Origin of the sequence: Haloterrigena sp. KLK7, from assembly GCF_037914945.1 — an archaeon.
GTDB lineage: Archaea > Halobacteriota > Halobacteria > Halobacteriales > Natrialbaceae > Haloterrigena > Haloterrigena salinisoli.
Window position 1 is genome coordinate 49964 of record NZ_CP149790.1, and the last position, 22178, is coordinate 72141.

At 63.7% G+C, this 22178-nt stretch carries 19 protein-coding genes; 14 read left to right on the forward strand and 5 right to left on the reverse strand.

Annotated elements, in window-relative coordinates; genetic code table 11:
- Positions 1–349 precede the first annotated feature (349 nt).
- Positions 350–1639: an orc1/cdc6 family replication initiation protein gene (locus WD430_RS21875; RefSeq protein ID WP_339106509.1), complete on the forward strand. Its 1290-nt coding sequence runs from the start codon at positions 350–352 to the stop codon at positions 1637–1639.
- Positions 1640–2934: 1295 nt separating this feature from the next.
- Positions 2935–4005: a quinone-dependent dihydroorotate dehydrogenase gene (locus WD430_RS21880; RefSeq protein WP_339106457.1), complete on the forward strand. Its 1071-nt coding sequence runs from the start codon at positions 2935–2937 to the stop codon at positions 4003–4005.
- A gap of 124 nt (positions 4006–4129) precedes the next feature.
- Here the strand turns inward: WD430_RS21880 and WD430_RS21885 are convergent, their stop codons facing one another.
- Both WD430_RS21885 and allB read right to left on the reverse strand, forming a co-directional pair.
- On the reverse strand, positions 4130–4369 hold the full coding sequence (locus tag WD430_RS21885) for a hypothetical protein (RefSeq protein WP_339106458.1): 240 nt from the start codon (positions 4367–4369) through the stop codon (positions 4130–4132).
- A gap of 217 nt (positions 4370–4586) precedes the next feature.
- Positions 4587–5978 (reverse strand): allantoinase AllB, encoded by a 1392-nt coding sequence (gene allB, locus WD430_RS21890; protein ID WP_339106459.1) that lies wholly within the window; start codon positions 5976–5978, stop codon positions 4587–4589.
- A 247-nt stretch (positions 5979–6225) separates the two neighbouring features.
- On the opposite strand from allB, the gene WD430_RS21895 reads away from it, so the two are divergent.
- From WD430_RS21895 to WD430_RS21910, 4 genes are all read left to right on the forward strand, one after another.
- Positions 6226–7203, forward strand: coding sequence for an NAD-dependent epimerase/dehydratase family protein (locus WD430_RS21895; RefSeq protein WP_339106460.1), 978 nt, complete (start codon positions 6226–6228; stop codon positions 7201–7203).
- A 176-nt stretch (positions 7204–7379) separates the two neighbouring features.
- Positions 7380–7787 carry a hypothetical protein gene (locus WD430_RS21900; protein ID WP_339106461.1) on the forward strand — a complete coding sequence of 136 codons (408 nt, stop codon included), beginning with the start codon at positions 7380–7382 and terminating at the stop codon, positions 7785–7787.
- A gap of 945 nt (positions 7788–8732) precedes the next feature.
- A complete protein-coding gene (locus tag WD430_RS21905; protein ID WP_339106462.1) occupies positions 8733–9239 on the forward strand; it encodes a helix-turn-helix domain-containing protein in 507 nt (168 codons plus the stop codon).
- A 153-nt stretch (positions 9240–9392) separates the two neighbouring features.
- A complete protein-coding gene (locus WD430_RS21910; protein WP_339106463.1) occupies positions 9393–11393 on the forward strand; it encodes a hypothetical protein in 2001 nt (666 codons plus the stop codon).
- Between the two features lie 91 nt (positions 11394–11484).
- Here the strand turns inward: WD430_RS21910 and WD430_RS21915 are convergent, their stop codons facing one another.
- The gene (locus tag WD430_RS21915; protein ID WP_339106464.1) at positions 11485–11988 is read right to left on the reverse strand and encodes an ArsR family transcriptional regulator; all 504 of its coding nucleotides are present in this window, start codon (positions 11986–11988) and stop codon (positions 11485–11487) included.
- Positions 11989–13117: 1129 nt separating this feature from the next.
- Here WD430_RS21915 and WD430_RS21925 point away from each other — a divergent pair.
- The 3 genes from WD430_RS21925 to WD430_RS21935 all read left to right on the forward strand — a co-directional run bounded on the left by WD430_RS21925 (position 13118) and on the right by WD430_RS21935 (position 15222).
- Positions 13118–13450 (forward strand): winged helix-turn-helix domain-containing protein, encoded by a 333-nt coding sequence (locus WD430_RS21925; RefSeq protein WP_339106465.1) that lies wholly within the window; start codon positions 13118–13120, stop codon positions 13448–13450.
- A 273-nt stretch (positions 13451–13723) separates the two neighbouring features.
- Complete coding sequence (locus WD430_RS21930; RefSeq protein WP_339106466.1) at positions 13724–13999, forward strand: PadR family transcriptional regulator; 276 nt, start codon at positions 13724–13726, stop codon at positions 13997–13999.
- A 236-nt stretch (positions 14000–14235) separates the two neighbouring features.
- Entirely contained in the window at positions 14236–15222 is a 987-nt protein-coding gene (locus WD430_RS21935) for a DUF1616 domain-containing protein (RefSeq protein WP_339106467.1), read from the forward strand.
- A gap of 418 nt (positions 15223–15640) precedes the next feature.
- On the opposite strand, the gene WD430_RS21940 is transcribed toward WD430_RS21935, so the two are convergent.
- Entirely contained in the window at positions 15641–16174 is a 534-nt protein-coding gene (locus tag WD430_RS21940; RefSeq protein WP_339106468.1) for a hypothetical protein, read from the reverse strand.
- 421 nt (positions 16175–16595) lie between these two features.
- Between WD430_RS21940 and WD430_RS21945 the strand changes: the two genes are divergently transcribed.
- The 5 genes from WD430_RS21945 to WD430_RS21965 are packed head-to-tail and all read left to right on the forward strand — an operon-like array spanning position 16596 to position 21966.
- On the forward strand, positions 16596–17174 hold the full coding sequence (locus WD430_RS21945) for an acyltransferase (protein ID WP_339106469.1): 579 nt from the start codon (positions 16596–16598) through the stop codon (positions 17172–17174).
- Positions 17171–18427, forward strand: a complete 1257-nt coding sequence (locus WD430_RS21950) for a DegT/DnrJ/EryC1/StrS family aminotransferase (protein WP_339106470.1) — start codon at positions 17171–17173, stop codon at positions 18425–18427. Before WD430_RS21945 ends, WD430_RS21950 begins: the two co-directional genes overlap by 4 nt.
- On the forward strand, positions 18424–19407 hold the full coding sequence (locus tag WD430_RS21955; RefSeq protein ID WP_339106471.1) for a Gfo/Idh/MocA family oxidoreductase: 984 nt from the start codon (positions 18424–18426) through the stop codon (positions 19405–19407). Before WD430_RS21950 ends, WD430_RS21955 begins: the two co-directional genes overlap by 4 nt.
- Positions 19407–20915: a nucleotide sugar dehydrogenase gene (locus WD430_RS21960; RefSeq protein WP_339106472.1), complete on the forward strand. Its 1509-nt coding sequence runs from the start codon at positions 19407–19409 to the stop codon at positions 20913–20915. Before WD430_RS21955 ends, WD430_RS21960 begins: the two co-directional genes overlap by 1 nt.
- Positions 20908–21966 (forward strand): glycosyltransferase family 2 protein, encoded by a 1059-nt coding sequence (locus WD430_RS21965; RefSeq protein WP_339106473.1) that lies wholly within the window; start codon positions 20908–20910, stop codon positions 21964–21966. Before WD430_RS21960 ends, WD430_RS21965 begins: the two co-directional genes overlap by 8 nt.
- Here WD430_RS21965 and WD430_RS21970 read toward each other — a convergent pair.
- Positions 21951–22157 (reverse strand): hypothetical protein, encoded by a 207-nt coding sequence (locus WD430_RS21970; RefSeq protein ID WP_339106474.1) that lies wholly within the window; start codon positions 22155–22157, stop codon positions 21951–21953. The genes WD430_RS21965 and WD430_RS21970 overlap by 16 nt on opposite strands.
- Positions 22158–22178 lie beyond the last annotated feature (21 nt).

Below are 22178 nucleotides of genomic sequence, written 5' to 3' on the forward strand. Positions count from 1 at the left end.
GCGTCGTCGACCGCGCAGCCGGTCGGGGTAGTCCGAGAGGTCGGGACGCAGCCGGAGGACTATAGACTTCGATAGAGGTGAAATAGAAGGAATCCCGTTTTTCGAGGATAAAGGCCTACGCTCAGAATATCATCTGTATACACATCGAATAGGGAAATATTTTCAATATAGAGCATACAGTAATCATATGGATAAGAGCGAACAAGATGAAGCCGGTCAAATAACGTCGAGCAATGAATCACAGCAGAGGACAGATGATTCTGAGCTGTACTCGGCGCCGGAAGACCACAACTCGGAAGCGGGAACACCTCAAACCGCAACGAGTAACACGCAGCGTACGATTCGAGAAATGCTCGATGGAGAGGAAAACACCTCCGTGTTCGTTAATCGCGATCTCGTCGAACCGGAAACGATCATCGACGAGGAACGAATCGTCGGTCGGGACGATCAACTCGAGTCAGTCGTGTCGTTCTTGCGACCGGCGCTTCAGGGAAATCGACCGCCGAATATGCTCCTCTATGGTCCGGCAGGGACGGGAAAATCGCTGATAATTAACGCTGTTACGCAACAAATAATCGACTTGTGCAAATCCAACGGAGTTATCTTCGGTGTTATCGACATTAACTGCCAAGCGATTAATACGCTCGATCAAGCGGTATACGAACTCGTAAAGACTGTCGCGACTGATGTCGGTACCGAGATCGGCGTTCCCGAAACGGGTGTCTCAACCCAGCGGAAGTATCGTCGCCTCTACGAACTGATCAACGATCACTACGATTCGGTCATTTTCATTCTCGACGAAATCGATCTCCTTGTCGGACGTCCGGACCACGTTGAACCAGCCTATTCGAGGCTACTCTACCAATTGTCTCAAGCGAGTAGCACGAACGATATCGAAGGTCGAGTATCAGTCGCAGCGCTGACGAATGATCCGCGCTTCATGGAGAATATCGACGGTCGAGCGGAGAGTTCGTTCAATCCTCGAGACGTCTACTTTCCCGATTACGATGCGAATCAACTGCGTCAGATACTTACGAATCGCCGCGACGCGTTTCGACCTAATGCACTCTCCGACGACGTAATCCCGCTCGTCGCAGCGTTTGCGGCACAGAGCCACGGCGATGCTCGCAAGGCCATCGATCTGTTTCGCGGAGCCGGCGATCTCGCAGATGAGCGCGGCGACGAGGTGGTCACTGAAGTTCACGTTCGTGATTCCCAAGAGGAGATCGACAAAGATCGGTCGATGAAACTCATCGATGGCCTCACTACTCAGAAAAAGGTCTCGCTGTACGCAACAGGAGCGGTCGCTCAGTACTCGAATCGGTCGAGTAGCTCCGTACCGAGTCCAGTCGGGTTCAAGGTCTACCAGTGGCTGACTGACGAACTCGATACTGATCAAATGACTCGAGAGACGTACGTCAAATACGTCAAGGAACTCTCGACGTATGGCCTCGTTGCGACGACCCGTAAGAGTAGGGGTCGGGGCCGCGGTATGTATATGGAATTCACGTTCACCGGAGACCCGGCGGGAGTACTAGACCGACTCAGTGAGGATTCGCGAATTGCGAACGTCGCGGATTATGATGAGCCGATCCAGACGATCGTTATCACGCAACTTAGAGAGTTCCACGAGAACTGATTTCCACTCAACCAGTCATCCCCCGTTATCGGAGTGTAACTGCTCTCGAAGTCAGACCGAAGGTAGAGTCACTTCGATGAACGGGATTTGATCCTTTCGGCGCTCGCTCTCCTTCAGCCCCTCCCCCCGTTATCGAAGTGTAAATCCGGCACAGGTCGGATCGTTAGGCGTCATGTGGGGAGTTGCTTCAGGTCGCAGTGAGTTCAGTTGGAAGAATCTCGAGCTAAAGAAGAGCAGTAAAGAGGACATAGGGAATCTTACACGAGACGAAAACTACATCACTAACCTACATTACTTGTAACTATATTACGGATACAGTTTCTATCCTACTATAATAAATTCTTCTGTATTCAAGCCACACTGAACAGTTGAGGTTCCTCGCTGATTCGCCTCCTTGAGGCGGTATCTCTCTGTATTAGTCCATTGATCGATCGTCGGTTTACACTTCGATAACGGGGGGAGGGAGTAGTGAATTGCTGAAACGGTGGTGGGGGTGCATCAGGTGCCGACCTAATCACAGTTCCCCAGAGTCGCGATCGAATTGCTGAAACAGAGGTGGGTGTTGACTTGGTCCATCAACGGTCACCCGTTACGGCTCGGTCGGAATTGCTGAAACGGCGGTAGGCCCCTTTCCTCACAGTACGAGAGTGACCAACGGATCAGCAAGGGACAGAGAACAGCGGACATAGTGGTGTGGGTGTGTCCGTCTATGATATATAAATAACAGAGCTTCGGACACTCCGGACACGGTGGTTATATAAATATCGCGTGACGCACCGCCTTGCACGCCACCCTCTCCGTACGGAACTTCTGCGGAAACAGTGATGGACTGATCGACCCCACACCACCGTGTCCGCTGTTCTGATTTCGTTCTCGGCTACGGAACTGCGGACAGAGCGGTGTGCCTGTCTACGGGACACCACCGCGTCCGCAGTTCTCTTGGGAGGAATCGAAACCACACTCGGTCCGGAGTCGTGCTACTAGTGAACGAACTCGAGTGGACGAACCCACGATGCTCACTACTGGCCCCGAGAGCGACATCGTCCTCGTCGACGGCGCGCGAAGTTCCACGGAGACGTCGACGGCTACTGGACCCCGACGTCAAGAGCGGCTTCGTTGGGACGAGTATCGGCAGCGGCATAATCATAGGACTGCTCGAGAGTCACTGATCCGTCCGAACTCCCGCCACGACCCCAGACAGGAACCGCCCCCTCCGGACCGATCGTCGCTCGAGGCCGCAGTCGACGATCCCGTCTTCGAGACGTTTACTTATCGGCCGTTCCGACTACCAGCAAATGACGCTGTACTCGCGGGTTCGCCCCCTCGCGTTCAAACTGCCGGCCGAGACCGCTCACGATCTCGGCAAGCGGACGCTCCGGGCGGCCCAGTCGACGTGGCCGACGCGGCGGGCCCTCGCCGCGGCCTACCGATACGACCATCCGGCCCTCGAGGTCGATCTCTTCGGCACCACGTTTCCGAACCCGGTCGGGATCGCGGCCGGCTTCGACAAGAACGCCGAAGTGACCCACGCCCTCGAGGCGCTGGGCTTCGGCTTCGTCGAGATCGGCACCGTCACGCCCTACCCGCAGACGGGCAACGACCGCCCCCGGCTCTTCCGCCTCCGGGAGGACGAGGGGATGATCAACCGGATGGGTTTCAACGGGCAGGGAATGGAGGCCGTCAAGGAGCGACTCGAGGCCGACGGCGCGCCCGGCTTCCCGCTGGGCGTCAACATCGGGAAGATGAACTCCTCGACGGAGGCGGAGGCGATCGAGGACTACCGGCGCGTCTTCGATCGGCTCTCGCCCTTTGCCGACTACGTCGTCGTCAACGTCTCCTGTCCGAACACGCCCGACGAGTTCGACGAGGCCTCGCCCGACCATCTCCGGGAGATCTTCGAGACTCTCGAGGCAGAAAACGACGCGGACGTCCCGCTGCTGGTGAAGATCGGCCCCGACGAACCCGAGGAGTCGGTGCTCGACCTCGTCGACATCGTTCGGGAGTTCGAGCTGGACGGCATCGTCGCGACCAACACCTCGACGACGCGCGAGGGCCTCGAGTCGCCCGCCCGCGAGGAGTGGGGCGGGCTCAGCGGCGCCCCCATCGAAGACAGATCGACGGCCGTCGTGCGGACGGTCGCCGAGTACACGGACGGCGAACTGCCGATTATCGGCGTCGGCGGCGTCGATTCGGCCGCGAGCGCCTACGAGAAGATTCGCGCGGGCGCGTCACTGGTACAACTGTACACCGGCTTCGTCTACGAGGGACCGTCGACGGCCAAGCGGATCAACCGGGGACTGGTCGCGTTGCTCGAGCGCGACGGGTTCTCGTCGGTCGAGGACGCGGTCGGAGCCGACCTCGAGTAGCGACAAGCGTGACTCGCGGCTGTGGCTCTCGAGTAACGGAATTTGGCCCGCAGATAGCGGGCACGGCGGGGACGGTCCTCCGTAGCGAAGGGCGGCCCGCGACGAACGCGAACGACGCCGACTGTTAGTCGGCGGGTTCGGCGTCGTCGATCGCGTCGTCGAGCCCGTGCAGTTCCGCCGGCCCGACGGCCTCGTCGGCGCGTTCTTCGCGGATCTCCCGGCTCGTCGAGTCCTCCTGTTGGGACTCGACGACGGGATCGGTGTCACCGTCGGTCACGGAGAGGTACACCGACCGAAGCTCCGCCGTCTTGTCTGCCTCGTCCGTCTCTCGGTCCTCGTCTGCCTCGGATTCGGGTTCCGTCATAGGTGGTGACCCTCATCGAATCCGATGGATCGGACGGTGAATATAAACCCACCGCCGCTTTCAGGAGATGAGAATCGTCGTGACTAACGACATCCGTTCCCGGTCGGACGGATATCGAACCTCGGTCGGACGGATATCGGACTACCGGTCGAAAACGAACGGCGCTGTCGGCGGTCGATCGCGGTCGCTGACGGGCAACCGCGATCGGCGACCACCGTTACGCGTCGCCGACGTCGCTCGCCTCGTCGACCGCGACTCGAGTCCCGTAGCCGGAGTCGCCGACGACCGAGCCGTCCTCGTAGACGACCTCGCCGCGGACGACGGTCGCCACCGCTCTGCCGGTAAAGGACTCGCCGATAAAGGGCGTCACGCAGTTCTTGGAGTGCAACTCGTCGGCGTCCTCGAGGGTCCACTCCAAGTCGGGGTCGACGATCGTGAAGTCGGCGTCGGTGCCGACCTGCAGCGAACCCTTCTGCGGATACATCCCCCAGACCTGCGCCGGTCGCGTCGAGTGGCGTCGCACCCACTCCTCGAGGGAGAGCCGCCCGCGATCGACGAAGGTGAGCATGACCGGAATCTCGGTCTCGAGGCCGACGAATCCCGAAATGGCGTCCCAGGTGTTCCCGAACGGATCGTCGACTTTCTTCTCCTCGGGGGTGTGCGGCGCGTGGTCGGTCGCGATCGCGTCGATCGCGCCCTCGTCGATGCCGACCTCCCACAACCGCTCGCGCTCCGCGGCGTCCCGAATCGGGGGCTGAATGCGGGCCGGGTTGCCCTTCTCGCGCATGACCTCCTCGGTGAACCAGAGGTAGTGGGGCGTCGTCTCGGCGGTGACGTCGACGCCGCGCTCTTTCCCGCGGGCGACGGCCTCGGCGGCCGACCCCGAGGAGACGTGGAACATGTGAACCTTCGCGCCGGTCTCCTCGGCGAAGGTGATCATCCGCTCGACGGCCTCCCGCTCGGCGATCACGGGCCGGGAGTGGGAGTGGTCGATCGGGTCGTTCCTGCCTTCGGCCTTGAACTTCTCCGTGTAGTGGTCGATGATCTCGCCGTTCTCCTCGTGGAATCCCAGCCGCTTGCCGGTCTCCCGGATCTTCTCCATCGCCTCGAGGATCTCGCCGTCGTTCGGCGGCGGGACGTCGCCCACCGTCGACCCGAGGAAGATCTTGAACCCGAGCGGACCGACCGCGTCGATGTCGGAAATGCGATCGAGGTTCTCGCTCGTGACGACCGCGTAGCTCTGGAAGTCGACGTGGGCCGAGGCCTCGCCGCGCTCGAACTTCAACTCGAGGTGGTCCGGTCGGTCGATGACCGGATCCGTGTTGGGCATCCCGACGACGGTCGTCACGCCGCCGGCGGCCGCGGCCCGCGTGGCCGACTCCCAGTCCTCCTTGTACTCCAGGCCGGGCTCGCGGTTGTGGATGTGACAGTCGACGATGCCCGGCACCAACACGTTCCCCTCGGCGTCGACGACGCGGTCCGCGTCGGGAAGCCGGTCGCTGCGGCCGACGGCGACGATCTCACCGTCCTCGACGGCGACGCCCGAGTCGGGCGAGCGGCCCGCCGGCGTGACGACGGTACAGTTGCGTACGACGAGATCAACGGTCATTGCCGAGAGGTTGCTGAGGGTCGCGCATATAGCTTCCCCAAACGAGTCACGGCCCCCGCCGGGACGTCGGCGCCGTGCCGACCGGTCCCGGCCGGCGAACGCGTCGATTCGGCGGGCGACGAGCGCGGCGGTCCAGCGGTCCAACGGCCGACGCGCCGCCGTAAGTGGTGCTTACGAGGGAGGGGGTCGCGGAATCCCAGGGGTACGAATCGGATACTAAACACCGGGTCGCTGGTGGTAGGATCCAATGGATTCGACAGCGATTCGCGACAAGACGGTGCTCGTCACCGGCGGCGCGGGCTTTATCGGGAGTCACCTCGTCGAGGCGCTGGCGCCGGACAACGAGGTTCGCGTCCTCGACGACTTCTCGTCGGGCGACCGCGCGTATCTCCCGGAGAGCGTAACGACCGTCGAGGGCGACGTCGCCGATCCGATCGCCCTCCAGCAGGCGGCCCGCGGCGTCGATATCATCTTCCACCACGCCGCGCTCGTCAGCGTCACGCAGAGCGTCGACGCGCCCCGGCGGAGCAACGAGACGAACCTCGACGCGAGCCTGCTGGTCTTGGAACAGGCCCGCCAAGAGGACGCCCGCGTCGTCGTCGCCTCGAGCGCCGCGGTCTACGGCCACCCCGACGAACTGCCCGTGTCGGAGACCGCCTCGACCGAACCGACCTCTCCCTACGGCATCCAGAAGCTCGCCGTCGACCAGTACGCCCGCCGCTACGCGGATCTCTACGATCTGGAGACGGTCGCGCTGCGGTACTTCAACGCCTACGGACCGCGCCAGCAGGGCCCCTACAGCGGCGTCATCTCGACGTTCCTCGAGCAGGCGCGCGCGGGCGAGCCGATCACGATCGAGGGCGACGGCGAACAGACCCGGGACTTCGTCCACGTCAGCGATATCGTCCGGGCGAACCTCCGGGCGGCGACGACCGACGCGGTCGGCGAGGCGTACAACATCGGTACGGGAAGCCGGACGTCGATCGAGGAGTTGGCGGAGACGATCAGGGACGCGACCGACTCCGACTCGCCGATCGTCCACCGCGATCCCCGTCCCGGCGACATCAGACACAGCGGTGCGGACATCTCCAAGGCCAGGCGAACGCTCGGGTTCGAGCCGCGGGTGACCCTCGAGAGCGGCATTCAATCGCTCGTTGACGGGACGCGACTCGCGCCGGTGGACACCGACGCCGAGCCGATCCAGGAGGAAAGCACAATCAGCTGACCGGCGGACGGGCTTTCAAACGGCCGCAGACGCCGCTATATCCCGCTGTTTGATATCTGTGAGGGTATCGTCCGCTACGAGATCCGCTCGGAGACCGAGTTAGTAGCGGATAGAACGGCGTTTCCGTGAGTGTAGGTGAAAGATAACTAACGGAATACGCCGCCTCACGGACGGATATGATCCAGACCCTCGCCGGGCTCGCCGCGATTCCCGGCCAGAGCGGCGCGACACCGGGACAGAGCCTCGTCGTGTTCGCCGTCAGCCTGCTGATCGGCGCCGTCGGCATCTACGTCGGCGCGAAGGTCATCGTCGACGCCGAGGACTACACGTACGCACTCGTCACGGCCTTGATCGGGGCGGTCGTCTGGGGCGTCGTCGGGTTCTTCCTCGGCTGGATCCCGCTGCTCGGTCCGCTACTGGTCTTCGTCGCCTATCTCGCAGTGGTCAACGCTCGGTATCCGGGCGGCTGGATCGACGCCGCCGCGATTACGATCGTCGCCTGGCTATCGGTCCTGATCGTCCTCTACGTCCTCGCGCTCATCGGCGTGACCGGGTTCGAGGCCGCCGGCGTGCCGGGCGTCTAGGGCGGGCGATCGCGTCCGCGACAGCGTCGTCCACCGCGATTGCTCGGTCTCGGTTCCGTACTCACACGGCTACCGTCCGACAATGCTCCGTCTCGGCCTCGAAAGCGCGTCGGTCAGGTCCGGCGGCCGGAACCGGCGCCAGCGACATCGCGGCAGAGCCGTTGTGCCCACTAGTTCGATCACGCCGGGAGTTACGCCACCGCGGCGTTCGCGGTCGCTCACAGCGCCGGTATTCGCCTCGAGCGTTCGGCCGCATCGGGAGTCGAGGCAGCCTCGAGCGCAGCGACACCGCTAATTCGGCGGCTTCCGGAGAGACGGCCCAGGCCCGATCGACGTCGACGACTGAGCCGGCGCGACGGAAGCCGCGAGACCGGCCCACCGGACCCGGCACTGCTCGACGGTACCGGTCGGGCCGTCATCGACGGTCCGCCTCGATAGCGTCCCGGTTCACGTCATTCGAGTGATGATGACGTCTCGCGGAGGATCGGCGCGGAACCGGCTCGAGAAGGAGACTGACCGGCGCTGAGCCCGTTTCGATTATCGAGACAGTCATCGAATTGATTGCTTACCATCTGAATCGGAACGAATCCCGGCTAGTCGTTTCAAACGTCCGACCGAGTTTATTCGAATCCTCGGTCTACGGCTCTCCGAAGCACCATCGCGCCTGCCATCATCGTCAGTTCCGTCGACAGGTCCGGCAGTCGAGATTCGGTCGACTGTACAGCCACCGCGGGCGGAGCCGCGTGGACCGAGATGCCGGTACGGCGCGCACCGGGCGGGGAGGGATCGCGCGGCGGGAATCCCTCGACGAGCGACTGAACGACCGACACCATCACCGATCGTGAAATACTGCACAGGAACGATAAATGACTGATAAAAAACATTTTGAAGAGCGGTATCGACGGTACAGGGAAACGTGAGCGAATCAACCCCCATCCAATCCACATGAGCATTCACTTCCGAGTTAGTCTCGCGACGATCGCCGCCTTCGGTCCGGGCAGCATCGGCATCGAGTCAGTCGTTCCGACACACCACCTCGAGTCACTGAGCGGTGTCGTCTCGTTGACTCGGCCGCTACAGATCGAGTGGAGCCCGCATTTCGCGGCGCTTGCCGGCATCGTCGCGCTCGCTCTCCTGAGCGGCGTCCTCGTCGCCCGCAACCGGTTCGATCAACAGAACGCCTTCGTGGCCGATCCGGAACCGCGACACGAGGAGTTCCTCACCGATCGCGAGCACGTCCAGCGACTCATCCGCGAGAACGGGGGGCGGATGAAACAGTCGGAGATCGTCAACGACGTCGACTGGTCGAAAGCGAAGGTCAGTCGACTGCTCGCCGAACTCGAGGAGGAGGATCGCATCACGAAACTCCGACTCGGTCGCGAGAACCTGGTCTGTCTACCGGGCCACGAACCGACCGCTTCTCAGTCGCCCGAACAGCCGAGAAACGAATGAGGATTGTGAACCTATCACCAACCATTGCTTTCCGGGATCGACCTGCAATCCTGATCCGGCGCTCGTGGCCGTAGTTTCCTGTTACGTGACGAAATGGTTGTGGCGGTTTATGCGGCGAACGCACGGAGTAATCAGTGCCATCACGGCACAGACATGAACGCACGCAATCAGCTACTCGTGGTACTCACCGCGTTGATGATGGTGTGCTCGAGCGGGGCGATGGTCGTCGGTGCGGCACCGGCAACCGTCGACGAGCACAACCAAGTCGACGACGATGAGCCCGAGGGACTCGAGGAGGGGAACGACACATCGACAGCCGAGGACGCGTCGAACGATAGTGTCGCAGAGGAATCGGACGACAGTGACGGCGAAGAGATGGCCGGACCGATCGATGAAGAAACGGAGGGCGAGCAGAACGCCTACGTGAACTTCAGCGATCAGGCGACCGAGGGCGAGACGGTCGTCATCGATAACGTGACGATGGCCAGCGGCGGATTCGTCGTGATTCACGACAGCAGCCTGCTGGCCGACGGTCAAAACGTCTTCTCGAGTGTCATCGGGACGTCCGCGTATCTCGAGGCGGGAACGCACGAGAACGTCGAAGTGACGCTCGACGAACCGCTCGCGGAAGACGAGACGCTGATCGCGATGCCGCATCGCGACACGAACGCGAACGAGACGTACGACTTCGTCGAAACCGAGGGTGCAGCAGACATTCCGTACCTGACGGCGACGGATGATCCGGTAACCGACCAAGCCGTCGTCACCGTCGGCGAAACGGCAGCCGAGGAGCCTACCGAGACTGAAGAACCGGTCGTCGAGGAACCGAACGAAACTGAAGAGCCGGTCGTCGAGCAGCCTACCGAGACCGAAGAACCGGTCGTTGAGGAGCCTACCGAGACCGAAGAACCAGTCGTCGAGGAGCCCAACGAGACCGATGACGGCAGAATAAGCGTCCACATCGAAAACGTGACCGTCTTCGTGTTCCTCGGAGACCCCCCGGACATGTCCGACCACCCGGACATGCCCGCAGCCAATGAGAGCGACTCCGGGTACAACGCAGACGGAATCTCCGTCGAGAACGGTACCGATACTGCTAACGACACCGATACGAGTAGCGACACCGATACGAGTAGCGACACCGATGCTGCGACCGAGAGCACGCTCGAGATGGGCGAGCAGCAGATAGACGTCACGATCGGTCAGGTCACGGTCGTTCCGGCCAGCCAACATCAGTCCGGAATGAGCGACCACCACGACGGAATGGGCGATTCGGTCCACGAGCAGTCCAACGAGACCGAATCACCGACCGAGGCCCAGTCCGGAGCGACCGATAACGGCAACGCCGATATCGTCATCGAACAAGCGACCGTCTTCGTGTTCATCGGGGACATCGGCGAGCTCCCTCAGCAGCCGACCGAAGAGCAGCCCGAGCAGCCGGTCGAGGAACCGAACGAGACCGAAGAACCGGTTGTTGAGGAACCGAACGAGACCGAAGAACCGGTTGTTGAGGAACCGAACGAGACCGAAGAACCGGTTGTTGAAGAGCCGAACGAAACTGAAGAACCGGTCGTTGAAGGGCCGAACGAGACCGAAGAACCGGTCGTTGAGGAACCGAACGAAACCGAAGAACCGGCCGTTGAAGAGCCGAACGAAACTGAAGAACCAGTCGTCGAAGAGCCGAACGAGACTGAAGAACCCGTCACCGAGGAACCGAGCGAGACCGAAGAGCCAGCTGAGGAAGAAGAAACCGCTGACTCGTTCACGGTCGAGAACCTCCAGGCACCGGACACTGCCGCGGTCGGTGAGCCGCTGACCGTCACGGCAACGATCACGAACCCGACGGACGAAGAGCGGACCGAAGCGGCGCAGTTCCGTCTGGACGGTGACCTGGTCGAAGCGCAGGAGGTAACGCTGGGAGCCGGCGAAACCAGTGACGTCGAGTTCGAGGTCGACACGAGCGACCTCGAGCCCGGCCAGTACGTCCACATGGTCCTCACCGAGTTCTCCGGCGAGGTCAGCCCGATCGAGATCACCGCGGCGACGAGCGGCGACGGCGACCTCGAGAACGATACCGTCTCTGTCGACGGTGAAGCCAACACCACCGTCAACGAGAGCGCCAACGCGACGGGCAACACCACTGCCGCGAACTGATCCGAGTCGCGCGACGCAGGCAGCCGATCTTTTTTGGAGCGCGCTACGGGGAGAAGCGACGGCGGTTCCGCCTGACTAGACGCGAAGACGGTCAGCTGAGCAGCCGATACAGACTGCTCGCGGCGACGATCAGGAGCACGAGGACGCTCGAGAGTACCGGATCGATACTCGAGACGAGCGGGAGTCCGAGCCCGGCGAGCGCGATGATCCCGAGGCCGACGATACAGAGGGCGAGGTGGAGTTGCAGGACCGACGGCTGAAGCTCGCCGTGGCCGTCGATGTACTGTAAGACGTCATCGAAGTTCGGCCCGGGCGTGATCGTCTTCGAATCGGAGTCGTACTCGATGACGGCGTCTTCCTGGAGCTGCGGGAGATGCGTCTGCTGCAGGGAGACGTAGACGCTCTTGTAGAGGTTGTTCGGAACGGGCGTCGTGTCCGTCTCGCTGGCGGCGATCTCCGAGGCGATATCCGAGACGTCGACCTGTCCGGCCTCTTCGGCGAGCAACTGTACGATCGCTCTCCGTCTGTCGTTCCCGAGGATGTGAAACACTTCACTTTCCTCGAGCGACTCAGTTCGGTTCGTCTGGACAGACATCGATCAGGAAGAGAACGCGTGCTCCACGAATAGTCCACCACCAGCTACCATGCACGCTTCCCTTTCGCAGACCACTGACTTTAACTTTTGCAGGCTAGGAGGTCGCCGTCCGACGCTGAACGCGCGCGGCGCCGCGGGCACTCGAGTAAGGCCAGGGTACACTGCGACCGCGATGGCGTCCGATCGAGGCGGGCGACTCTCGTCGCATCGCGAGCCGACGGTCGTCTCCGAGAGCGCGTCGGTTCGATGGACTGCGCGTCGCGGCGGAAGTGATCGATAGCGATCGGAACGGAGTCGGCGGTGGTCGGCAATCGGTCGCTCGAGAACTCGAGTCAGACGTCGGCTCCGAAAACAGTCGACCGCGAACGGAACGTCGCAGCCGAACCGCCCAGCGAGTCACTCACCGGGCAGATGGCCGCCGGACTGCATCTCGCGGTACGTCGTACAGGCCGGACACCCGTGGACGATATCACCGTTGTCACCGAAAACGCGCGCGAACTGCTGTGTGACGTGTGTGCCGCAGTTTCGACAGCGAGCGCCTGCCGTCGACGATTCCATGGGCTTCCAGTCTTGTTGGGTGGATTTCATGGTTGGGGGGTGGTGCGCGGACGAGCAGTGGTGAGTCGCGGCGGGCCAACAGCGGCGGGTCCGGCCGCGAGACCATCGCACTCGTCCGAACGACATCCTATCGAGGGGAGCAGATACGAATAAAGGACCGAGACCGTTCACCTCGCGAGTGGTTCCGAGAACCGCGAAATAAGCAGTTTCCGGTCCGTAGCGCGCCGTACGGCTGTCGAGGCAGCACCTGTCGGGATTCCGTCTCATAACATGGGACAGTGAATTCAGATGGCTTTGCCCGCATTCGGCGTCCAAAGGGCGTGTTGAACGTCTCGCAAGGGATCGAAACGGGCTATTTCGATCGAGAAACGTCGGGTTTCGCCGACGAATACTGATGTTTCCACGGCATAAGGTACATCGTTATAAAATACCACTGTCGCTTACCGATCGTCGTGCTGGAATGTAACGGTGGCGCCCGCGACCGGGACGGACCACTCCCAGTCGATCCGCATCGAATCCTCTCCCGCGAGAGCGAACGAAGTCGATCTCCCCGAACTCGGTGAACACGACGATGTCAATGCAAGCAAGCGATACACGAACGGAATCCACGCCCGACCCGTCCGCCCAACTCGACGTCCTCGGCGACGAATGTGCGCGAATGATTCTCGTCGCCACGAGCGACGGCCCGAAGACGGCGAAGGAGCTGACGAAACGAACGGACAGTTCGTCGGCGACGGTCTATCGGCGAATCAATAACCTTCTCGAGAGCGGACTGCTGTCCGAGTGCGTTCGCTTCGACGACGACGGTTCGCATACGACGGCCTACGAGGCGACGATCGAGACGCTCGAGGTGCAGATTCAGGCGGACGGAATCGACGTCTCGATGCCGACCACCGACGAGTGAGCGCGGACGAACCGATCGGTCTCAGTGTGGGGGTCTGCCTGCCTGCGTAGACTAACGGGGGACGCCGAGAGGCGTGTGAGTAGCGATCGTCGCCTGACGTCGTGCGAGTAGCGATCGTCGCCTGACGTCGTGCGCACGGACCGTCTCTCTGGAGTGAGAATCGCCGGAACGTGCACTTTAGTTCCGAGAATATGTGTTGAAAGGAGCTCTAACACCGCTGTATGATACGGATAACAAATATCTACTCAGGGGAATGGTCACTGTGATTGAGCAATGCACGATCTGACCGGCTTCCAGCGGGACCTCCTGTACGTGATCGCAGGCGCAGATCAGCCGTCGGGACAGACCGTCAAGGACGAAGTCGAGAAGTATTATAGCTCCGAGATCAATCACGGTCGACTGTATCCGAACCTCGACACGCTCGTCAACAAAGAGCTCGTCGAGAAAGGGGAACTCGACAGACGAACGAACTACTACGCGATCACGGAGACCGGACGAGAGCGCATCCAGGAACGTCGGGAGTGGGAAGAACAGTACGTCGATTTCTGACATGGGATTCCGAGAGTCCCGATGAGGAGGCAGCGACCGATATCGATCGGTGGTCCAACTGTGAACGTTTATCACGCACTCGACCAGCGTCGACGATCAACGGGGGGTTATCGGCCGGTGACGCGATAACCCGACCATAACAAAGCGATTCCCGGAAGAGAAGACGAAGCGAGAATGCTCTACGCGTCGTCTCCAGACAGATCGCACCCTCTCGGCCGATACCCGGTGTCTAACAGATGAGTCACGGAACGAGTCGGTTGACGGGAGTCGGTGTCATCCGCCAGTATCCGTTCGATCTCGCCGTGGTCTCGGTCGCCGCGATACTGGCGTACGGGATCGCAACGGCCATGCCGGACGGGAACGCACTGCGGCTGCTCGTCGCCTTCCCGCTGGTGCTCTTTCTCCCGGGGTACGCGCTCGTCTCCGTCCTGTTCCCGGCGACCGAACGGAGCGGGCGCGAGGCGCTGTCGACGCGGATCGATCGGCAGCGGCGGGGCATCGACGTCCTCGAGCGACTGGGGCTGTCGGTCGCGCTCTCGCTGGCGATCGTTCCGATCGTCGGACTCGTCCTGCCGTTTACCCAGTGGGGCTTTACGACCGTCGCGATGGCGGCGGCGCTCTGTGCCGTCACCGTCGTGTTCGCACAGGTCGGCGTCGTCCGGCGGTTCCGAACGCCGGCGTCGGAGCGGTTTTCCGTCTCCCCGCTCGCGTCGCTCGCCCGACTCCGACGAGACGAGAGCGCCGTCGCGACGGCGTCCTCGATACTGGTCGTCCTCACGATCGGACTGGCGGCGGGCGCGCTCCTGCTCGGCTTTCTCGTCCCGCCGTCTACCGGCGGCTACACCGAACTGGCGCTGTACAGCGGCGCCGACGGTGAGGAGCAGGTCGCCGGCAACATCACCGACGACGTCGCGCCCGGCGAATCCGTTCCGGTGACCGTCTCGATCACGAATCAGGAGGGCGAATCGACGGACTACACGGTCGTCGTTCAGGAGCAGGTGATCGAAAACGACACCGTCGTCGAACGGACGCGGCTCGAGAGCCTCGAGACGACCCTGGACGACGGGACGACGGGGAACGGCGAACTGAACGTCACGCCGACGGCGTCGGAGGGCGAAACCGTCCGCGTTAGCGTCCTCCTGTACCAGGGAGAGCCACCCGAGGAGCCGACGAACGAGAACGCCGAAGAGGACACTTACTTCTGGGTCACCGTTGGAGAGTGACGCGTCCGCGACGTCGCCCTCCGTGAGGTCGTCGCCATCGATCGCCGCTGCCGCTCGCGACTGGCGTTCTGTCTGCGAATCGTATCCCGGACCGTCGTCGCTCACGTCAGTCCGAACTGACGGTCGAATCGGGATCGGCCGGAACTCCGAGACCGGGTCGCCGTTCAGGGATCATCAGTCGACGCCCGTCAGTTAGTCCGTGATTGGAGACCGCTCTCCCCGAAAGGATACTCCGCAGGCGGACGATCCGCCCGTAGCAGCCCGAGACCGACGGCGCACCGGATCGATCCGATCGAACTCCTCGAGCGGCGCGCTCGCGACTCGGTCGCCGGCTGATCGGCGGACGGGGACGGACTCGAGTCTCGAGGGATCGAAGGGCGCACGGAACCAGTTGGGGGGCGCAGGGGCGAACGGCCGTTCAGCTCGTCAATCCGAGCGGCAACTCGAGATCGGGTCGCCGCGAGACGTGCTGAACCACTGCGAGGGCGAGAACGAACAGACAAAGCGCCAGTGCGACGACCGGGGCGACGGCCGTCGTCAGGGGGCCGATCGAGAGCCACGATACCACGAGTCCGAGAACGCCAAGCGCCGTTACCGTCACGTACGGCCGGTGCCACTCCCGCTGGTCCTCGAGTCGGTGATCGAGGTAGGGGTCGAAGACGTCCTCGTGGGGGAGCAGATCGATGGTGTGATCGTCGGGGTCCCAGTCGACGATCCCGTGTTCCTCGAGCATCGGCAGGTGGGTCTGGTACAGGGAGATGTACACCCGCCGACGCTGCGTGCGCGTTACTTCGTCCGGGTCGACGTCGTTTTCCCAGGCAGCGACCTGTTCGACGAGCGGGGCGAGATCGCAGGCACCGCCCTGCCGCTTGAGATACTGGACGGTCCGCCGCCGACGAGCGTTGCTGAAGACGTCGAACAGTTCGGCCTGTGTCAGTTCGTGTTCAGACATAGGCGTCCTCGCGTTCCCAAACCGGTTTCCGAATCCGGGTTCCGGGGCTATTCGGATACCTCACGTCACCGAATGGGAGGGATTGGCACTTTACTATCACTCGGCTACCCCTGCGAAAGGGATTTATACCAGTTGCAGGTCGTGACTGACGTCTACGTCGACATTTCGGCGTAACTGGCCGTCCGATTCGACTGAACGCGGTCGGGACCCGCTGTATCGCGGTAATTTCTCCGCGACGACCGTCGGCGTCAGTATAGTTCGTGACTACGCGACCCTCAGGGCGGGGATAACAAAGCCGTGCTACCGGCTGTATTCGGATGATTGCCCACGCGGGTATCGAGTACTCAATGATGCATCATCCAACACGACAGTTCCGCACCCACGGCACGGACTCGAGGATCGGTTCCGGAGGTGGACCGCCGTGAGCGGGTTCGTCCACGGCGACGATTGCACAGTCGACGACGATGCGACGGTCGGTCACGGCGAGTTCGACGAGCCGACGCGAGTCGGCGACGGCGCGACGATCAGGGCCGGCTCGATCGTCTACGGCGACGTGACGATCGGCGACGAGTTCACGACCGGCCACGACGTCCTGGTCCGGGAAGGGACGCGGATGGGCGACGACGTCCTCGTCGGCACGAAGACGGTCATCGACGGCCAGACGACGATCGGCTCGCACGTCAGCCTCCAGACGAACGTCTACATTCCGACCGAGACGACGATCGGGGATAACGTCTTCATCGGGCCGAGCGCGGCCCTGACCAACGACGAGTACCCCATCAGGACGGACGACGGCCTCGAGGGACCGACGATCGAGGACGGCGCATCGATCGGCGCGAACGCGACGCTGTTGCCCGGCGTCACCGTCGGCGAGAACGCCTTCGTCGCCGCCGGCGCGGTCGTCACCGAGGACGTCCCACCGGACACGCTCGCCGTCGGCACGCCGGCGACGGTGCAGGCGTTGCCCGAACCGCTCGAGGGAGCAAACCAGATCGCATGACTGATCCCGACACCGACATCGACAGCGAAAGCGGGTCCGGAACCGACGCCGACGCCGGCCCGGTGGCGGAGGCCGACGGCGGCGTCGCCGAGGCGGAGAGCGACGCGTCGGCACCGGAGCCGAGCGACGAGGGCGCTGAGACCGGCGACTCCGTCCCGATCGCGAATCCGACGCTCAGCGCCGACGCCGTCGAACGGGTCGACGAGATCCTCGAGAGCGGCATGCTCGCGGACGGCCCCGAAGTCAGGGACTTCGAGGACGAGTTCGCCGCCTACTGCGAGACCGACCGGGCCGTCGCGACGTCCAACGGGACGACCGCCCTGCACGCGGCCCTCGAGGCGCTGGATCTCGACGCGGGCGACGCGGTTCTCACGTCGCCGTTCTCCTTCGTCGCGAGCGCGAACGCGATCAGACTCGCCGGCGCCACGCCCGTCTTCGCCGACATCGATCCGGAGACGTACACGCTCGATCCGGACGCCGTCGAACGCGTCCTCGAGGAGCGCGACGACGTCGTCGGCCTGCTGCCGGTCCACCTCTACGGACTGGCGGCCGACATGAATCGGCTGTGCGAGATCGCCGACGACCACGACCTGTTCGTGCTCGAGGACGCCTGCCAGGCCCACGGCGCGGCGATCGACGGCGACCGCGTCGGGTCGTTCGGCGACGCCGCCTGCTTCTCGTTCTATCCGACGAAGAACATGACGACCGGCGAGGGCGGGATGATCACGACCGATCGCGACGACCTCGCCGACCGGGCCGCGAGCTTCGTCAATCACGGCCGAGACGTCGGCGAGGGCGGCAGCTACGAGCACGTCGACCTCGGCCACAACTACCGCATGACGAGCCTCGCCGCCGCCATCGGCCGCGAGCAACTCGAGCGGCTGCCCGAATTCAACCGGGCACGCCGAGAAAACGCCGCCTACTACGACGAACAATTGGCCGACCTACCGGTCGAGACGCCGACGGAACCGGACGGCTACCGACACGTCTACCACCAGTACACGATCCGGACCGACGAGCGCGACGAACTGGCGGCGACGCTCGACGAGCGTGGCGTCGACACCGGCGTTTACTACGGAACGCCGATCCATCGACAGCCGGCCTACGAGACGGTGAGTACGGCCGCAGCGACGCTCCCCGAGGCCGAGCGGGCGGCCGAAACCGTGCTCTCGCTGCCGGTGCATCCGACCCTCTCGGAGCGCGACCGCCGAACCGTCGTCGAAGCAGTGACCGACCACTTCCACCCCCAATGAACGAAACACCTTCACGACCGATTCGGGCCGGCGTCATCGGCGTCGGCTCCATGGGCGAGAACCATGCGCGCGTGTACAGTCAACTACAAGATGTCGAACTCGCCTGCGTTACCGACCACGACGAGGAGATCGCGCAGCGAGTCGCCGACGCGTACGCCACCGACGCCGTCCCGTTCGAGACCGCCCTCGAGCGCTGTGACGTCGTCACGGTCGCCGTCCCGACGCGGGCACACTACGACGTCGTCTCGGCCTGTCTGGACGCCGGCGTCCACGTCCTGGTCGAGAAGCCGATCGCCGAGACGACCGAACAGGGCCGCGATCTGGCCGAGCAGGCCGACGAACGGGGTCTCGTCCTCCAGGTCGGTCACATCGAGCGCTTCAACCCGGCCGTTCAGACGGTGACCGACCTGATCGACGATCTCGACGTCATCAGCGTCGAGGCCGAGCGGCTCGGCCCGCCGCTCGATCGCACCGCGCTGGGCAACGTCGTCTTCGATCTGATGGTCCACGATATCGACGTCGTCGGGGCCCTGCTCGACGATCAGCCGGACTCGGTGACCGCGACGGGAACCGAAGGCGGTCAGTACGCGACGGCGACGATGGAGTTCGACGACGTCGTCGCTTCGCTGACGGCCAGTCGCGTCACGCAGAAGAAAGTCCGGACGCTGACCGTCACCGCCCGCGAGTGTCTCGTCGAGGTCGACTACTTAGAGCAGTCGGTGCTGATCCACCGCGACTCCTATCCGGAGTACCTCACCGACGACGGGAAGCGCCGGTACCGCCACGAGAGCGTCGTCGAACGGCCGCGCGTCGACAACGGCGAGCCGCTGCGCCACGAGCTCGAGGCGTTCGTCGAGGCCGTCCGGACCGGTTCCGAGCCGGTCGTCACCGCGGAAGACGGGATCGAGGCCCTCGAGACCGTCCAGACGATCGATTCGATGGTCACCGAGGAGAGCGAGAAACGGGAGGTGGAGGCCTGATGGTCGGCGACGACTCCGCCGACGAAATCGACACCGGCCTCTACGACGCGGCGATCGAACCGGCGCGCCAGCGCGAGCTGCTGACCGACGGCGAGATCCCGGTCGCCGTCTACGGCCTCGGGAAGATGGGGCTGCCGTTGGCGGGGGTCTACGCCGAAACGACGGGCGACGTCACGGGCGTCGACATCGACCCTGACGTCGTCGAGCGGATCAACGACGGCGAGAGCCACGTCATCGGCGAGCCCGGACTGGACGAGCTCGTCGCCGAACAGGTCGACGCCGGTCGACTCGAGGCGACGACGGACGGCCCCGCGGCGGCCGCGAACGCGCGGATCCACGTGATCATCGTCCCGACGCTGCTCGACGAGGACGACCAACCGAACCTGGCGACCGTCGAGTCGGTCGTCGACGACATCGCCGCCGGCTTGGCGCCGGGCGACCTGGTCATCGCCGAGTCGACGCTCCCGCCGGGAACCTGCCGGGACGTCATTCAGCCGCACCTGGAACAGGAAAGCGGCCTCGCGGCCGACGAGTTCGGACTGGCGTTCTGTCCGGAGCGGACGTCCAGCGGCCGCGCGCTGGAAGACATCCGCGGCGCGTATCCCAAGGTCGTCGGCGGGATCGACGACGAGAGCACCCGGGCCGCGGCCGTCGTCTACGACGAACTCTCCGACAACGAGGTCCACCCGGTCTCGGACGCCACGACCGCGGAGGCCGTCAAGGTCTTCGAGGGCGTCTACCGGGACGTCAACATCGGACTGGCCAACGAACTGGGTCGGCTGGCCGACGAACTCGGCATCTCGGTCCGCGAGGCGATCGGGACGGCCAACGACCTGCCGATGTGCCAGCTCCACGATCCCGGGCCGGGCGTCGGGGGCCACTGCATCCCCTTCTACCCGCACTTCTTGCTGTCGCAGGCCGAGGCGCCGATGGACCTGACGCGGACGGCCCGCCGGATCAACGACGAGATGCCGGCCGTCACCGTCGACAGACTCGAGCGGGAACTCGAGGCGACCGGCACCGACCTCGAGGACGCGTCCGTCGTCGTCCTCGGGATCACCTACCGGCCCGGCGTCGAGGAAACGCGCGCGTCGCCGGCGATCGGCGTGATCGACGCGCTGGGAGACGCCGGCGCGGATGTCGCTGGAGTCGATCCACTGGTCGATCCCGCCGACTACGGCGCTCGAGCGGTCGATCTCGACGATCTTGCGGACGAGTCGTTCGACGCCGCAGTCGTCGTGACGCCTCACGCCGAGTTCGAGTCGATTCCGTGGGCCGACCTCGAGCCGATGATCGTCGTCGACGGCCGGGACGCGGTCGACCTCTCGGGAACGCCACACCGGAGATACACCCTCGGCGGAACGGCGGACGGACGGCCGCCGCGGGGTAACGGCGGAGCGGACGCGATCGCGGCGGACGAACGCTCGCTGACCGCCGACGGCGGCACCGACGAGCGAGCGACGGAAACCGACGGCACCCTCGAGAACGCTGGGGCAGACGATGTATAAGGGCAAACGAATCGGCGTCGTCGTCACGGCCTACGACGAGGAGTCGTTCGTCGGGACCGTCCTCGAGACGGTTCCGGACTTCGTCGATCGGATCTACGCCGTCGACGACGCGTCGCCGGACGACAGCTGGCGAGAGATTCAGCGCGTCGCCGAGCGGATCAACGAAGACGCCGAACCCGAGCCGGCGCTCGCGCTGGCCGACGGCGGCGACGCCCGGCGGGTCGTGCCGATCCGCCACAAGGAGAACCGCGGCTACGGCGCGGCGGTCAAGACCGGGTACAAACACGCCGCCGACGACGAGATGGACGTCGTCGCCGTGATGAACGGGGACGGCCAGATGGACCCCGCGATCCTCGATCGAATCATCGACCCGGTCGTCGAGGGCGAGGCCGACTACGCGAAGGGGAACCGCCTCCTCCACCCCGACGACCGCGAGGGGATGTCGGCGTTCCGGTTCTTCGGCAACGCCCTGCTCACCGGTCTCTCGAAGTTCGCCTCGGGCTACTGGACCGTCGGCGATCCGCAGAACGGCTACACCGCTATCTCGCGGGAGACGATCGAACGGCTCGATCTCGAGTCGATTACCGATCGATACGGCTTCCTCAACCACCTGTTGACGCACCTCAACGTCAACGAGTGTCGCGTCGCGGACGTCTCGATGTCGGCCGTCTACGGGGAGGAGACCAGCAGCATCCGCTACGTCCCGTTCGTGCGGTTCGTCTCGCTGCTGTTGCTCCGGAGTTTCATCTGGCGGCTGAAGACCCGATACGTGATCGAGAAGTTCCATCCGGCCGTCGTCCTGTACGGCGCCGGCGCCACTGGGCTCCTCGGCGGGAGCGCCGGAATCGGCAACGCGGTCGTCCGAACCCTCCGCGGAAAGGACGGGTTCACCGGTGCGGTCGGCTCGTTCGTGGCCTTCCTGCTCGGCCTGATCGCACTCGGGTTCGCGATTTACCTCGATATCGACGAAAACGAATCGCTCGAGACGACCAGATACGAGCACAGCGGAGCGGAGTCCGACGTCGAGACGCCCAGTCAGTCGATCGAGTAACGAACGATATCGTCGTCGTCACACGCCGGACAGCAGGCCGTGTCCGCCGAGACGGTCGTCCCGCAGGTGCGACACTCGTAGATGACCGTCGGCGACGGATCGCTCTCGCCACTGTGCTGTGTCGTCGCTGGTGACTCAGTGTTCGGCTCCGATCCGGTAAAGAGACCGGAGAGCAGGCGAGAGAGTGACATAGAATTCGGTGGCCGGTTCTT

What these genes read in the sequence shown, in the direction of transcription:
- WD430_RS21875 (WP_339106509.1), top strand. Translation starts at nt 350, where the DNA reads ATGCTCGATGGAGAGGAAAACACCTCCGTGTTCGTTAATCGCGATCTC.
- WD430_RS21880 (WP_339106457.1), top strand. Translation starts at nt 2,935, where the DNA reads ATGACGCTGTACTCGCGGGTTCGCCCCCTCGCGTTCAAACTGCCGGCC.
- WD430_RS21885 (WP_339106458.1), bottom strand. Translation starts at nt 4,369, where the DNA reads ATGACGGAACCCGAATCCGAGGCAGACGAGGACCGAGAGACGGACGAG.
- allB (WP_339106459.1), bottom strand. Translation starts at nt 5,978, where the DNA reads ATGACCGTTGATCTCGTCGTACGCAACTGTACCGTCGTCACGCCGGCG.
- WD430_RS21895 (WP_339106460.1), top strand. Translation starts at nt 6,226, where the DNA reads ATGGATTCGACAGCGATTCGCGACAAGACGGTGCTCGTCACCGGCGGC.
- WD430_RS21900 (WP_339106461.1), top strand. Translation starts at nt 7,380, where the DNA reads ATGATCCAGACCCTCGCCGGGCTCGCCGCGATTCCCGGCCAGAGCGGC.
- WD430_RS21905 (WP_339106462.1), top strand. Translation starts at nt 8,733, where the DNA reads ATGAGCATTCACTTCCGAGTTAGTCTCGCGACGATCGCCGCCTTCGGT.
- WD430_RS21910 (WP_339106463.1), top strand. Translation starts at nt 9,393, where the DNA reads ATGAACGCACGCAATCAGCTACTCGTGGTACTCACCGCGTTGATGATG.
- WD430_RS21915 (WP_339106464.1), bottom strand. Translation starts at nt 11,988, where the DNA reads ATGTCTGTCCAGACGAACCGAACTGAGTCGCTCGAGGAAAGTGAAGTG.
- WD430_RS21925 (WP_339106465.1), top strand. Translation starts at nt 13,118, where the DNA reads ATGTCAATGCAAGCAAGCGATACACGAACGGAATCCACGCCCGACCCG.
- WD430_RS21930 (WP_339106466.1), top strand. Translation starts at nt 13,724, where the DNA reads ATGCACGATCTGACCGGCTTCCAGCGGGACCTCCTGTACGTGATCGCA.
- WD430_RS21935 (WP_339106467.1), top strand. Translation starts at nt 14,236, where the DNA reads ATGAGTCACGGAACGAGTCGGTTGACGGGAGTCGGTGTCATCCGCCAG.
- WD430_RS21940 (WP_339106468.1), bottom strand. Translation starts at nt 16,174, where the DNA reads ATGTCTGAACACGAACTGACACAGGCCGAACTGTTCGACGTCTTCAGC.
- WD430_RS21950 (WP_339106470.1), top strand. Translation starts at nt 17,171, where the DNA reads ATGACTGATCCCGACACCGACATCGACAGCGAAAGCGGGTCCGGAACC.
- WD430_RS21955 (WP_339106471.1), top strand. Translation starts at nt 18,424, where the DNA reads ATGAACGAAACACCTTCACGACCGATTCGGGCCGGCGTCATCGGCGTC.
- WD430_RS21960 (WP_339106472.1), top strand. Translation starts at nt 19,407, where the DNA reads ATGGTCGGCGACGACTCCGCCGACGAAATCGACACCGGCCTCTACGAC.
- WD430_RS21965 (WP_339106473.1), top strand. Translation starts at nt 20,908, where the DNA reads ATGTATAAGGGCAAACGAATCGGCGTCGTCGTCACGGCCTACGACGAG.
- WD430_RS21970 (WP_339106474.1), bottom strand. Translation starts at nt 22,157, where the DNA reads ATGTCACTCTCTCGCCTGCTCTCCGGTCTCTTTACCGGATCGGAGCCG.